This window comes from Aeromonas encheleia (assembly GCF_900637545.1).
Classification (GTDB): domain Bacteria; phylum Pseudomonadota; class Gammaproteobacteria; order Enterobacterales; family Aeromonadaceae; genus Aeromonas; species Aeromonas encheleia.
Window position 1 is genome coordinate 3,100,203 of sequence record NZ_LR134376.1, and the last position, 13,512, is coordinate 3,113,714.

A 13,512-nucleotide genomic window follows, 5' to 3' on the forward strand; every position below is an offset into this window, starting at 1 on the left:
ATGAACACCACCTCAGCGACCTCATTGACATCACTCTATCGTGACCTCCACCTGTCCACCGCCGACAGCCAGCAAGAGCTGCGCGCCAGCAATGGCAACCTCTACCTCAAGGAGGGCAAGGCGCGGGTCTCCGTCGAGAGCCATCGTCTGGCCCACCGGGAGGCGGCCATTGCACAAGTGATCACTGCCATGACCCAGGAATATGGCCTGAGCGGAGAAGACGCTGGCAGCCTGCTGCGCAGCGTACAGGCAGATAGCAGCAAAGTGACGGTGGCGGATGTCCGTCAGGTGCACAACGAACTCACCCTCGGGGCACAGCACAAGAGCGAACGTTCGCAGGAGCTGCAACAGGTTGCCGATCTGCGCAAACAGCAGCTAGTCTCAGCCACCAGCGCGCAGGGGCTCGCCCCCGATATCCGCACCCATGAACAGCTGCGCAGCGCCATCACCCGACAACATGGCGATCAAACGCTCGCCCTGCTCGATGAGAAGCTCCCCTCTTTTATGCATACCAAGGGCATGATGACCCCGCGTCATATCGAGACCATCGGCCAGTTGCTCAACTCCGGCGAAGTGGCCCGTTTCCAGAAAGCCATCACCATGGTGACGCTCAACCCCAACAGCCCGGTCGACAGTCAGGCCACGCGGGCCGTCGCCATCGAATTGGCCAAGTTACCGATAAACATGCTCAACCAAGCCGATGCCGAAGGGCTGACGATCCGGGTCACCCATGACAACGTGACCACCTACCATACCCATCTGGCAGGGACTGGCGCCCGTGGCCATGGTGGCGGCGGTTGGGACAAGTTGCCGGGGGTTGGCGCCTTCGGTGGCAGTAAAGAGACCGTCATCGCCATGGAGCAGGACGGCTCAGGCAAGTGGCGAGTGGGGACTCACCACGGTTCTGCCAATCTGGTACTGCACGAGTTCGGCCACTCCGTCGACCGCCTAGTGGGGGCCAGCACCACCGGCACCAACCTGAGCAAGGACAATGCCTTCTATACGGCCTGGTACAACGATTACAACAAGCTGGGGGATGCCTATTTTCAGCAAGCGGGCCCGAACGGCGATTACGAACCGGGACTGGAGGAGAGTTTTGCCGAAGGGCTGGCGCGTCTCTATGGTAACAACAATGCCTTTGCTCACTGGAATCATATCGAAGCCGAGCTATTGAAGCTCTGACCAGCCGTATCACAGGATCATTGGTCTTCTGCTGATCGGAATACCAATGATCTGTCATATCAATCAGAGCAATGCCCCCCTCCTCTATGTCAACCGCATCCATACCCTAAAAAGGCTGAAAACCTCCGTTCGAGCCCCGATATAGCGCACTACCACGGTTCATTATCATCCCCTTATCGTTCACCATGCAGGAGATCACATCATGGCCTACCAGCAATCTGTGAGCAGATTCACCGCCCCCAATTTAGTCCAATCAGGCAAACACCTGCCCGCTGCCGAGCTGGGTGCCATCACCAAAACACCGCAACATGGCTCGAAAGTGATCACAGGGGGAACCTATGCCTATATCTACGCTCAGACCTTTGTGCAGCCCGGCCACTCATTGCCAATTTGTGGTCGCCTGCAGTATCTACTTTTGACACAACGACCCAGGAGTCATGATGATGTTCAATGCCATGTTATCCGCGCTCTGCCGTCATCTGGCACTGCCACAAGAGGGCCTGCATAAAGATGGGCTGGATCTGCCGATAGGCCCTTTCAGCCTGCATATCCGGCAACAGGATGAGCTGGTCACCCTGTTTATTCCTCTGGGCAAGATACCCGTTGTCTCCCTCGCGGCCATGGCCGACTGGCCGGTGTTACAGCTCAGCCGCAGTGGTGAACAGGATGCCCTGCTCTGGAGCCGGGAGTGGCTGGACAAGCTGGATGTGGAGATCCTGGTCGACCTGATCAGCCGCATGCTGCACCAGGCCGAGACCCTGACCCACCCCCTCCCCGCGCCGCCGGTCGCCGTCAGCGGGTGCCAGCAGGGCATTCGCGGATAGTTGGGATCTCCCCGTTCCAAGGCGCTGCCGCCACTGGCTCACACATAAAAACAGGGCGAACCGGATGGTTCGCCCTGTGGCTGTCACGCAGTCAGCGCAAGGATGAGAAACTAGCCCTGGCTTGCGGGGGCCGATGCTTCCTTGGGTGGCTGCCAGCCGCCACCGACCGCCTTGTAGAGCGCGACCTGGTTGGTCAGCTGGGCCAGGCGGGTGCTGATCAGCCCCTGTCTGGCGCTGAACAGGGAGCGCTGGGCATCCAGCCTCGTCAGATAGCTGTCCACCCCTTGCTCGTAGCGGAACTCGGCCAGCTTGAAGTAGGTCTGGTTGGCATCCACCAGATCCTGCTGGGCCTGCAGCTGCTGCTGATAGTCCGCCTGGGCGCCGAGCGTATCCGCGACCTCCTTGAAGGCGGTCTGGATGCTCTTCTCATAGCTCGCCACCGCCTGCTTGGTGCCGACCTCGGCCACGTCCAGATCCGCCACCCGCTTGCCGCCGTCGAAGATGGGCAGATTGATCTGGGGCATGAAGGTCCAGGTGCCGGTGCCGCCGTCAAACAGCCCGCTCAGCTGGTTGCTGGCGGTGCCCGCCGTCGCGGTCAGCGAGATGGTCGGGAAGAAGGCGGCACGGGCAGCGCCTATGTTGGCGTTGGCCGCCTTCAGGCTGTGCTCCGCCGCCAGGATGTCGGGCCGCTGCTGCAGCAAGCTGGATGGCGCCCCCACCGGGATGGCCGCCAGTTGCACCTCGGCCAGGGTCGCCGGTTGTCCCTCCAGCACCGGCACCTGGGTGCCGAGCAGCAGGGCCAGACCGTTTCTGTCCTGTTTCACCTGACGCTGGAATTGCGCCTGGCTGACCCTGGCGTTCTCGAGGGCGGTGCGCCCCTGCGCCAGCTCCATCTCGGAGGCCGCCCCCAGCCGGTACTTGTGCTGGGTCAACGCATAGCTCTCCTGCTCGGTCGCGAGCGTCGCCTGGCTCAGCGCCAGCAGCTCCTGATCCGCCAGCAGGGTGAGGTAGGCATTCGCCACCGAGGCGATCAGCGCGATCTGGGTGCTGCGCTGGGTCTCGATTTGCGCCAGGTAATTCTCCAGCGCCTGATCTTTCAGGCTCTGGATCCGGCCGAACAGGTCCAGCTCGTAGGCGGTGATGCCGATGTCAGCCCCGTACTGGCTGCTGATGGTCCCCTGCCCCGTGCCGCTGAGATCGTCGGATCCCTGCTGGCGGGTGCCGGCGCCGTTGGCGGCCAGGGTGGGCAGCTGGGCCGCCCGCTGGATCCGGTATCTGGCCTCATAGGCCTCGACGTTGAGCGCAGCGAGCCGCAGATCCCGGTTGTTATCCAGAGCCGTGTCGATAAGCTTTTGCAGCGCCGGATCGAGGAACTGCTGCTGCCAGGGGGCGACCGCCCCCTGGGTGGCGAGGTTCTCTTGCCAGGAGGCGCCTTGCGGCACCTCCGGGCGTTGGTAATCGGGGGCCATGGAGCAGGCCCCCAGCAACATTGTCACACTCAAGGCGACCAGGGTCTTAGTCATGTTTGATCTCCTTGGCGTGGGTCACGCGCTCTTCGGCGCTGTGGTGTTCGGTGAAGTAACGCATCACCAGCACGAAGAACAGCGGCACGAAGAAGATGGCGAGCACTGTGGCCGTGATCATCCCCCCCATCACGCCGGTGCCGATGGCGTTGCGGCTGCTGGCGCCGGCGCCGGAGCTTACCACCAGCGGCAGGACGCCGAGGATGAAGGCGAGCGAGGTCATCAGGATCGGACGCAGGCGCTGACGGGAGGCTTCCACCACCGCATCGCCCAGCTTCATCCCCTTGTCATGGAGCTCCTTGGCGAATTCGACGATCAGGATCGCGTTCTTGGCCGAGAGCCCTATGGTGGTGAGCAGGCCCACCTGGAAGTAGACGTCATTCTCCAAGCCCCGCAGGGTGGCCGCCAGTATGGCGCCCAGTACCCCGAGCGGCACCACCAGCATGACCGAGAACGGAATGCTCCAGCTCTCGTACAGGGCCGCCAGACAGAGGAAGACCACCAGCAGCGAGATGGCGTACAAGGCAGGCGCCTGAGAGCCGGCCTGCCGCTCCTGGAAGGAGAGACCGGTCCACTCGATGCCGATCCCGTCCGGCAGCTGTTGCACCATCTGCTCGATGGCCGCCATGGCATCACCGGTACTCTTGCCCGGCGCCGCCTCACCGACGATCTCCATGGCGGAGACGCCGTTGTAACGCTCGAGACGCGGCGAGCCGAAGCTCCACTCGGTGCTGGCGAAGGCGGAGAAGGGCACCATCTGGCCGGTGCTGTTACGCACGTACCACAGCTTGAGATCCTCCGGGTTCATCCTAAATGGCGCATCCGCCTGCAGGTAGACCTTCTTGACCCGGCCGCGATCGACGAAGTCGTTCACATAGGAGGAGCCCCAGGCCGCCGACAGGGTGTTGTTGATGTCGCTGATGGAGAGCCCCTGGGCCAGCGCCTTCTCGTAGTCGATCTTGATGTCGAGCTGGGGCGTGTCTTCCATCCCGTTCGGGCGCACCCGCACCAGGTTGGGATCCTGCGCCGCCATGCCGAGCAGCTGGTTACGAGCCTGCATCAACTTCTCGTGACCCAGACCACCGCGGTCCTGCAGGAAGAAGTCGAAGCCGGTGGCCGTGCCGAGCTCAGGAATGGGAGGCAGGTTGAAGGCGAAGACCTGCGCCTCCTTGATGCTGAACAGATAACCCATGGCGCGGCCTATGATGGCGTTGGCGCTGCGCTCTTCCCCTTGTCGCTCGCTCCAGTCCTTCAACTTGATGAAGGCCATGCCGCTGTTCTGGCCGCTACCGGCGAAGCTGAAGCCCGCCACCGTCAGCACAGAGTCGACGTTATCCTTCTCGGTCTCGAGGAAGTAGTCGCGCATCTGCGCCAGCACCACCTCGGTACGCTCCTTGGTGGCGCCGACCGGCAGCTGCACCATGGACATGATGACCCCCTGATCCTCTTCCGGCAGGAAGGAGGTGGGCAGGCGCAGGAACAGCACCGCCAGCACCGCCAGCATGGCCAGATAGATGAGGCTGTAGCGGGTACCCTGCTTGATCACCTTGCGCACGCCGTTCTGGTAACGGTTGGCGTTGGTGTCGAAGAAGCGGTTGAACCAGCCGAAGAAGCCACGCTGGATGCCGTGCTCGCCCTGTTTGATGGGCTTGAGCAGGGTGGCACAGAGCGCCGGGGTCAGGATCAGGGCCACCAGCACCGACAGCACCATGGCCGAGACGATGGTGAGGGAGAACTGGCGATAGATGGCGCCGGTCGAGCCGCCGAAGAAGGCCATGGGCACGAACACCGCCGACAGCACCAGGGCGATGCCCACCAGGGCACCGGTGATCTGGGTCATAGACTTGCGGGTCGCCTCCAGCGGGGAGAGACCCTCCTCGCTCATCAGCCGCTCCACGTTCTCCACCACCACGATGGCGTCATCCACCAGCAGGCCGATGGCGAGCACCAGACCGAACATGGTCAGGGTGTTGATGGAGAAGCCGAAGGCCGCCATGACCCCGAAGGTACCGAGCAGCACCACGGGCACCGCTATGGTCGGGATCAGGGTCGCCCGGAAGTTCTGCAGGAACAGATACATGACGCAGAACACCAGGAAGATGGCCTCCACCAGGGTCTGCACCACCTCCTCGATGGAGATCTTCACGAACGGCGTGGTGTCGTAGGGGTAGACGATCTTCATGTTGGCCGGGAAGTAGTTCGCGAGCTCATCGAGCTTGCCGCGCACCTCGTCCGCGGTGTCGAGGGCGTTGGCGCCGGTGGCCAGCTTGATCGCCAGCGCCGCCGTGGCCTGACCGTTGTAGAGCGCGGTGGCATCGTAGCTTTCACCGGCAAGCTCGACCCGGGCCACGTCCTTGAGCAGCACCTTGGAGCCATCCTGGTTCACCCGCAACAAGATGTTGTTGAACTCCTCCGGGGTGGACAGACGGGTCTGCCCCATGATGGTGGCGGTAAATTGCTGATCGTTCACCGAGGGGGTGCCGCCCAACTTGCCGAAGGCCACCTGGGCGTTCTGGGCCTTGATGGCGGCCTGGATGTCCCCGGGGGTCATCTGTACCCGGTTGAGCTTGTGCGGATCCAGCCAGACGCGCATGGAGTACTGGCTGCCGAACAAGGTGATGTCACCCACCCCATCCAGTCGGCTCAGGGGCTCCTTGATGTTGGAGACCACGTAATCGGCGAGATCGTCGTTGGTCATGCTGCCATCGGTGGAGATGAAGGCGGCCACCATCAGGAAGCTGCTGGAGGTCTTCTGGACCCGCACCCCCTGCTGTTGCACCTCTTGGGGCAAGAGCGACATGGCCTGCTGCAACTTGTTCTGCACCTGCACCTGGGCGATGTCGGGATCCGTGCCCGGCTTGAAGGTGAGGGTCACGCTGACGTTGCCGGAAGAATCGGACTGGGCAGACATGTAGAGCAGGTGATCCAGCCCCGTCATGTTCTGCTCGATGATCTGGGTCACCGAGTCTTCCACCGTCTTGGCGGACGCCCCCGGGTAGCTGGCGGAAATGCCGACGGCCGGCGGGGCTATGGTCGGGTACTGGGCGACCGGCAGGCCTATGATGGCCATGGCCCCGGCCAGCATGATCACCAGGGCAATCACCCAGGCGAAAATGGGTCTGTCTATGAAAAATCGTGCCATGAGGCGACTACTCCATCCTACTGCTTGGTGACCTGGGTCTGATCGGCTTGTGCTGTCGTGGTGTTGCTGGCGCGCTCAGCGGGCGCCACCAGGGCACCGGGTTTGACCTTCTGCAGACCTGCCACTATCACCTTCTCGCCGGTCTTGAGGCCGGACTCCACCACCCAGCTGTCGCCAACGACGCGGCTGAGCTGCACTTCCCGCAGCTCGACCTTGTTGTCCGCGGTCACCACCATGACGGTGGCGCCGCCTTTGGGCGTGCGGGTCACGGCGGTCTGCGGCACCAGCAAGCCTTGCGGGCGCTCGCCCTCTTGCAGGGTGGCGCGCATGAACATGCCGGGCAGCAGCAAATCATGGGGATTCGGGACCAGGACCCGCAGGGTCACCATGCCGGTGGTCTCGTCCACTGTCACGTCGGAGAACTGCAATGAGCCCTCTTCGCTGTACTGGCTGCCATCTTCCAGCTGGAAGCGCACCTTGGCGCCCTTGCTCTCGTCCTGGACGAGCTTGCCGGCAGCAACCTGGCGCTTGAGGCGCAGCAGATCGGCGGTGGACTGACGCACGTCCACATACATGGGATCGAGCTGCGAGATGGAGGTGAGGCTGTCCGCCTGCTGGGCGGTGACCAGGGCACCCTCGGTCACCGCAGACTTGCCGATGCGACCGCTGATGGGGGCGGTGATGCGGGTGTAGGCCAGGTTGATGTTGGCGCTCTGCAGGGCGGCCTTGGCGGCCCCGATCTCGGCGACTTGCTGCTTCCAGGCCGCATCGGCGTCGTCATATTCCTGACGACTGATGGCCTTGACCTTCACCAGCTCGGCATAACGCTGGGCCTTGAGGCGGGCGCTGCGCTCGTTGGCCTCGGCCTTGGCCAGATTGGCCGCGGCCGAGGCCACGGCGGCCTGATAGACGGCCGGATCGATCTGATACAACAGCTGGCCGGCCTTGACGTCGCTGCCTTCGGTGAACAGGCGCTTGAGGATGATGCCGTTCACCTGGGGGCGCACCTCGGCGACCCGCAGGGGGGCCGTGCGGCCGGTGAGCTCGGACATGAGTTGCAGCGGGCTGGTGTGCAGGGTGACCACGTCCACCGCGGCGGGTGGCATCTCACCCGCCTGCTGGGCCTCGCCTTTTTCACCACAGCCAGCCAACAGGCCGCTTGCCAACAAGGCAAGGCCGACTGAACGTGCGAGAATATGTTTATGCATGAAGTCTCTGAGCCTCTGTTTCAATCAAAAAAAACAACAAAACCACAGGGTTTATAGGGCCCCTGTTGGTAAAACTGCGAAGATGAGGCAATATACATACATTCATAAATGTATGTAAGTAACTTTTCCCCCTTTTAAACAGGTACGGATCCGATGGCCAGAAGAACTAAAGAAGAAGCGCAGCAGACCCGCTGCCACATCATGAGCACGGCCCTGAATCTGTTCTGCCAACAGGGGTTGGCGAAGACCAACCTGACCGATATTGCCAATGCCGCCGAGCTGACCCGGGGGGCCATCTACTGGCATTTCAAGAACAAGGAGGAGCTGTTTACCTCCCTGTGGGAAGAGCTGTGCGCGCCCCTCTCCCATCAGCTCGACGCCTGTGTCGATGAACAGGAGCCGGATCCCCTCGGCAAGCTGCGCGCCTTCTTGCGGGAGGTGATGGTGAAGATCAGCTCCCATCCCGCCCACCAGCAGATGTTCACCATCATGTTCAACCTGGAATCGCTGGAAGGAGAGGCCATCTCCCTGCGGGATCACATGCGTCTGCAATCGAATAACTTCTTCCGGGATCTGGAGCTCACCCTGGCCAATGCCGTGCGCCGCGGCCAGCTGCCGGAGGGGATAGATCTGCGCCGCGCCGCCACCCTGCTGCACTGCACCCTGGATGGCTACATCATCAACTGGCTGCACTTCCCGGAGCGCATCGACCTGATCCAGGAGGCCGACTTCGTGCTCGACACCCTGTTCGGCCTGCTCGCCCAGCCACAGCCCTCCCTCCTGCGCCGCCCCTGACAGGCCGCCAGTCTCTCCCCCGTCACACCCGGCCCCAGGTCGGGTGTGACCGCATTTTCTGAGCGCGGACCTGAACTGCAGGGGGCAAATTTGCTAGAGTAGCCGCCCACCTTAGAGACGATCCCTATGCCATCTTCACAGCCACCCGCCCCCGACACCCACAGTTGCGCCCAGCTGGCGCCGCGCCCTGCCCTCCTCGGCAAGGCCCACGATCCCTTCCTGGCCCGCCTGCCGGCGGGGGCACACCTGCTGGAGGCGGGCTGCGGCGCGGGAGAGGATCTGCATTATTTTCGGGAGCAAGGGTTCGTGGTCACCGCCTTCGATGCCAGCCTGAGCCAGGCCAGGGCCGCCTCGCGCCTGTGTGGCCAGCCGGTGCGGGTCTGCCGCTTCGAGCAGATGCACAACGTGCTGCCCTTTGACGGCATCTGGGCCAGCGGCTCGCTGCCCTGCCTGGCCGAGGCCGAGCTGGCCCCCGCCCTGACGCATCTCGCCGGCCTGCTCAAACCCCAGGGGCCGCTCTACTGCTCCTTCCCCTATGACGAGGGGGAGCCCGGCGGCACCTTGCCAGCATCACCGGCCGAATACCCGCTGCAGACCCGGCTCGATGAGGCCCGCCTGCAACAACTGATCGCCCCCCTGCCGTTTGGCCTGCATCAGAGCTGGTGCAGCGAGGATGCCGTGCAGGGGCGCTGGTTGCATGCCCTGCTGATCCGCCTCCCCGATCTCGCCCCCACAATTAATCAATATCGCCGCCGTCGCTTCAAGGGAGGCATAGCCCGCGATTCATCATCCAGCTAACAATATTTAACTCTGAGTTAACCAGGTGTCGGCAGACAAGATGCGGATTTTGTGTTAAAAATCGGCATCAAAATCAAGATTAAATAACAAGACAGACACCAACACCTGGATTTTTCTATGAAACTTGTCCTTAAACTGATTGCCGGCATCCTCGCCGGTCTCCTGCTCGGTCTCTACGCCCCTGAATGGGTCGCACGCGTGCTGTTTACGGCCAAGACGGTCATCGGCCAGCTGATCACCTTCACCATCCCGCTCATCATCCTGTTCTTCATCATGAGCGGCATCGCCAGCCTGCCGAAGAACTCCGGCAAGCTGCTGGGCAAGACGGTGGCACTCTCCTACTGCTCCACCATACTGGCCGGCCTGTTCGCCTTCACCGTGGCGAGCCAGCTGATCCCGCGGCTGACCACCGCCGCCGAGCCCACGGCGCAGGCCGCCATCAAGCTCGGCTCCTACATCAATCTGGAGATACCGCCGCTGTTCGGGGTGATGTCGGCCCTGGCCGCCGCCTTCGTGTTCGGCATCGGCATCAGCGCCACCCAGGCCACGGATCTGCGCCGGGTCGCCGATCAGGGCCGTGACATCATCGACCGCCTGCTGGCGAAGGTGATCATCCCGCTGCTGCCGTTCTACATCGCCGGGGTCTTCGTCGAGATGACGGTGGAAGGCACCGTCTTCGCCACCCTCAAGACCTTCGGGGTGGTACTGGTGATGGCCATCGCCATGCACTGGCTCTGGCTCAGCGTGCTGTTCGTCGGCACCGGGCTGGCGCTCGGTCGCTCACCCGCCATGCTCATCAAGAACATGCTGCCCGCCTACTTCACCGCGCTCGGCACCATGTCCAGCGCCGCCACCATCCCGGTGGCGCTGCAGGCCAGCAAGAACAACGGCGTGAGCGACGGCATCGCCAACTTCACCGTGCCGCTGTGCGCCACCATCCACCTGTGCGGCTCCACCATCACCCTGGTGACCTGTGCCACCGCCGTGATGTTCCTCTCCGAGCACCTGGCCATCCCCGGGCTGGACACCATGCTGCCCTTCATCATGATGCTGGGCGTCATCATGATAGCGGCGCCGGGCGCGCCGGGCGGCGGCGTCATGTCGGCGCTGGGGCTGCTCACCTCCATGCTCGGCTTCGGCGAGGCCTCCATCGCCCTGATGATCGCCCTCTACCTGGCGCAGGACAGCTTCGGCACCGCCTGCAACGTCACCGGTGACGGCGTCATCGCGCTCTGGGCCGATCGCTTCGCCCAAGGCGGGGAAACCACGCGTTCCCCCGAGCGCGACGCGGTCTGATCGCACACGCCATAAAAAACGGGAGCCAGTGGCTCCCGTTTTTTATGGCTGACATTTGAGGTCAACCCCGCCGGCGGATCACCCCTTCCTGGGCGGTGCTCGCCACCAGCACCCCGTCGCGGGTGAAGAACTGGCCACGCACCAGACCGCGACCGGCACTGGCGCTCGGGCTGTCCACCACGTAGAGCAGCCAGTCATCCAGCCGGAAGTTGCGGTGGAACCACATGGAGTGATCTATGGTCGCTACCTGCATGTCCGGCTCCCAGTAGGAGACGCCGTGAGGCTGCAGGGCGGCGAACAGGAAGTGGAAGTCGGAGGCATAGGCCAGCAGGTAGTTGTGCACCCGCTGATCGTCCGGCACTGTGCCATTGGCCTTGAACCAGGTGTAACGCAGCGGCTCGTGCACATCCGGCCGGATCGGATCGACCAGGGTCACCGGGCGGATCTCGATGGGCTTCTCGCACATGATCTTGTCGCGCAGGGCCGGCGGGATCTGGTGTTCGTAGGGGCGCACCAGCTCCAGCTCGCTCTTGAGCTGCTCGGGTGGGGTGATGCCTGCCGGCATCTGGGCCTGATGCTCGAAGCCCTCGGCCTCCACCTGGAAGGAGGCGTTGAGATAGAAGATGGGCTTGCCGTTCTGGATCGCCTTGACCCGGCGGGTGGAGACGGTCTGGCCGTCACGGATATTCTCCACGTCGTAGATGATGGGTCTGTTGGCATCACCGGGGCGCAGGAAGTAGGAGTGGAAGCTGTGCACCTGGCGATCGGCGGCCACCGTCTGCTTGGCGGCTGACAAGGCCTGCCCCATTACCTGTCCGCCAAACACGGCCCGCAGACCGAGATCCTGGCTCTGGCCCCGAAACAGGCCCTCCTCGATCTTCTCCAGCGCCAGCAGTGCCAGCAGCTCATCAAGTACCTTGCTCATTATTATCTCCTCTATCAGTGCCGCAAAGGCTAACAAGCTCGCCGGCACAGAGCAACCAGGTGCAAGCAGTTGAACGTCATATAAAAAACAAGGCCCGCACCTATGGTGCGGGCCTTGTCAGGGCATATCGGTACAGGTGGCGGCTTATTTGCTGCCGGTGCCCGAGTTGCGGGTCGAGGAGGTCGGCTTGCGACGGGCGGTGGTGCTGCGCGCGCGCGGCTCCATGCCCTGCATGTCCTTGTGGCGCTTGACGGCGCGACGGATCTGGGCGGCCTGCTTGTGGCGGGTGCTCTTGCCCTCTTGCTGCAGATCGACCTTGGACTCGGTCTCGTAGTTCATGTGAACCAGACCGCGCAGGTAGTTCACCTCCTGCAGCTTCAGCTCTTTCCAGCCACCGCGGGGGATGCCGCGATCCAGGGTGACATCGCCGTAGCGGATCCGCATCAGGCGGCTCACCTGCACTTCCTGGGATTCCCACAGGCGGCGCACTTCACGGTTGCGACCCTCGGTCAGGGTGACGTTGAACCACTGGTTCAGTCCTTCACCACCGGCCGGCTTGATCTTGTTGAACTTGGCGACGCCGTCTTCCAGCTGCACGCCCTTGCGCAGGCGCTGCAGCATGGCTTCGGTGATCTCGCCAAACACGCGCACCGCGTATTCCCGCTCCACCTGGTGGCTCGGGTGCATCAGCCGGTTGGCCAGCTCACCGTCGGTGGTGAACAGCAACAGGCCTGAGGTATTGACGTCGAGGCGGCCGACCGCGATCCAGCGCGCCCCTTCCATCTTGGGCAGACGATCAAACACGGTGGGACGACCCTCCGGATCGTGACGGGTACACATCTCCCCTTCGGGCTTGTGATACGCCAACACGCGGCAGATCTGTTCTTCGGCAGCACGGGTCTTGATCTGGTGACCGTCTACCCGGATCACGGCGTTGACTTCGACGCGATCTCCCAGTGTGGCAGCCTTGCCATCCACACTGACCCGACCTGCGGTGATCAGGGCCTCCATCTCACGACGGGAGCCGTGACCCGCGCGGGCCAACACTTTTTGCAGTTTTTCACTCATCGGGGTTACCTGATTGTTGATCGCTGCCCGCTAACATAACGGACAACGGTTATTGCCATGCCGGATCCCGTCTGGGCGATCCGCCATCGCATTGATCATTTCACCCGGTCGCACTCTTTGCCAACCTTCATTGAGAAAGTGGCAGCGCAGACTAGGCATCGCTGCCCTCGCCCGGCAAACCGGGCAAGGGTTGTTGCAGCTCGGGATCCAGCTCGGGGAGCTGCTCCAGACTCTGCAGATTGAAATAGTCCAGAAAATCTCTGGTGGTGGCGAGCAGCTCGGGGCGACCCACCACCTCCTTGTGACCGACGCTGCGTACCCAGCCTCGATCCTTCAGGGTATTCACTATCTGGCTCGACACCGCCACCCCACGGATGGCTTCGATCTCGGCCCGGGTGATGGGCTGACGATAGGCGATCAGGGTCAGCGTCTCCATCACGGCGCGGGAATAACGCGGCGCCCGCTCGCTCCACAGCCGGGAGAGCTCGTCGGCATACTCCTGGCGCGCCTGGAAGCGCCAGCCGGAGGCGACCTCCTTGAGCTCCACCCCGCGTGCGCTGTAATCCTGTTTCAGCTCGGCCAGCAGCAGCTGTACATAGCGGCCGGTGACCGGGTAGTCGGCCAGCACGCTGGCCTTGAGCTCGCTCGCGGTCAACGGGCGCCCGGCGACGAAGAGCGCGGCCTCGATTAGCGTCTTGAGCCGTTCAGCGGGCAGCGCCACTGGTGCCCTCCTCACGCGGGTTTGCCAACA

At 63.1% G+C, this 13,512-nt stretch carries 11 protein-coding genes; 5 read left to right on the forward strand and 6 right to left on the reverse strand.

The window, feature by feature from the left end:
• Together EL255_RS14395 and EL255_RS14400 are read left to right on the forward strand one after the other, a co-directional pair.
• Positions 1 to 1,182 carry an anthrax toxin lethal factor-related metalloendopeptidase gene (locus EL255_RS14395; RefSeq protein WP_048823247.1) on the forward strand — a complete coding sequence of 394 codons (1,182 nt, stop codon included), beginning with the start codon at positions 1 to 3 and terminating at the stop codon, positions 1,180 to 1,182.
• Positions 1,183 to 1,622: 440 nt separating this feature from the next.
• A complete protein-coding gene (locus EL255_RS14400; RefSeq protein ID WP_042654986.1) occupies positions 1,623 to 2,006 on the forward strand; it encodes a type III secretion system chaperone family protein in 384 nt (127 codons plus the stop codon).
• A gap of 110 nt (positions 2,007 to 2,116) precedes the next feature.
• Here the strand turns inward: EL255_RS14400 and EL255_RS14405 are convergent, their stop codons facing one another.
• From EL255_RS14405 to EL255_RS14415, 3 genes are read right to left on the reverse strand one after another with little or no spacing between them, the layout of a single operon-like run.
• Positions 2,117 to 3,529: an efflux transporter outer membrane subunit gene (locus EL255_RS14405; RefSeq protein ID WP_042654987.1), complete on the reverse strand. Its 1,413-nt coding sequence runs from the start codon at positions 3,527 to 3,529 to the stop codon at positions 2,117 to 2,119.
• Positions 3,522 to 6,671, reverse strand: a complete 3,150-nt coding sequence (locus tag EL255_RS14410; protein WP_042654988.1) for an efflux RND transporter permease subunit — start codon at positions 6,669 to 6,671, stop codon at positions 3,522 to 3,524. Before EL255_RS14410 ends, EL255_RS14405 begins: the two co-directional genes overlap by 8 nt.
• Positions 6,672 to 6,688: 17 nt before the next feature.
• Positions 6,689 to 7,879 (reverse strand): efflux RND transporter periplasmic adaptor subunit, encoded by a 1,191-nt coding sequence (locus EL255_RS14415; protein ID WP_042654989.1) that lies wholly within the window; start codon positions 7,877 to 7,879, stop codon positions 6,689 to 6,691.
• Positions 7,880 to 8,032: 153 nt separating this feature from the next.
• Between EL255_RS14415 and EL255_RS14420 the strand changes: the two genes are divergently transcribed.
• From EL255_RS14420 to EL255_RS14430, 3 genes are all read left to right on the forward strand, one after another.
• Entirely contained in the window at positions 8,033 to 8,674 is a 642-nt protein-coding gene (locus EL255_RS14420; protein WP_042654990.1) for a TetR family transcriptional regulator, read from the forward strand.
• A 126-nt stretch (positions 8,675 to 8,800) separates the two neighbouring features.
• Positions 8,801 to 9,472: a class I SAM-dependent methyltransferase gene (locus EL255_RS14425; protein ID WP_048823250.1), complete on the forward strand. Its 672-nt coding sequence runs from the start codon at positions 8,801 to 8,803 to the stop codon at positions 9,470 to 9,472.
• Between the two features lie 117 nt (positions 9,473 to 9,589).
• Positions 9,590 to 10,768, forward strand: a complete 1,179-nt coding sequence (locus tag EL255_RS14430) for a dicarboxylate/amino acid:cation symporter (protein ID WP_042654991.1) — start codon at positions 9,590 to 9,592, stop codon at positions 10,766 to 10,768.
• Positions 10,769 to 10,829: 61 nt separating this feature from the next.
• On the opposite strand, the gene tesB is transcribed toward EL255_RS14430, so the two are convergent.
• The 3 genes from tesB to scpB form a co-directional block, all read right to left on the reverse strand.
• Positions 10,830 to 11,693, reverse strand: a complete 864-nt coding sequence (gene tesB / locus EL255_RS14435) for an acyl-CoA thioesterase II (protein WP_042654992.1) — start codon at positions 11,691 to 11,693, stop codon at positions 10,830 to 10,832.
• Between the two features lie 144 nt (positions 11,694 to 11,837).
• Entirely contained in the window at positions 11,838 to 12,761 is a 924-nt protein-coding gene (gene rluB / locus EL255_RS14440; RefSeq protein WP_042654993.1) for a 23S rRNA pseudouridine(2605) synthase RluB, read from the reverse strand.
• 151 nt (positions 12,762 to 12,912) lie between these two features.
• Positions 12,913 to 13,482, reverse strand: a complete 570-nt coding sequence (gene scpB, locus EL255_RS14445; protein WP_042654994.1) for an SMC-Scp complex subunit ScpB — start codon at positions 13,480 to 13,482, stop codon at positions 12,913 to 12,915.
• Between the last annotated feature and the right edge of the window lie 30 nt (positions 13,483 to 13,512).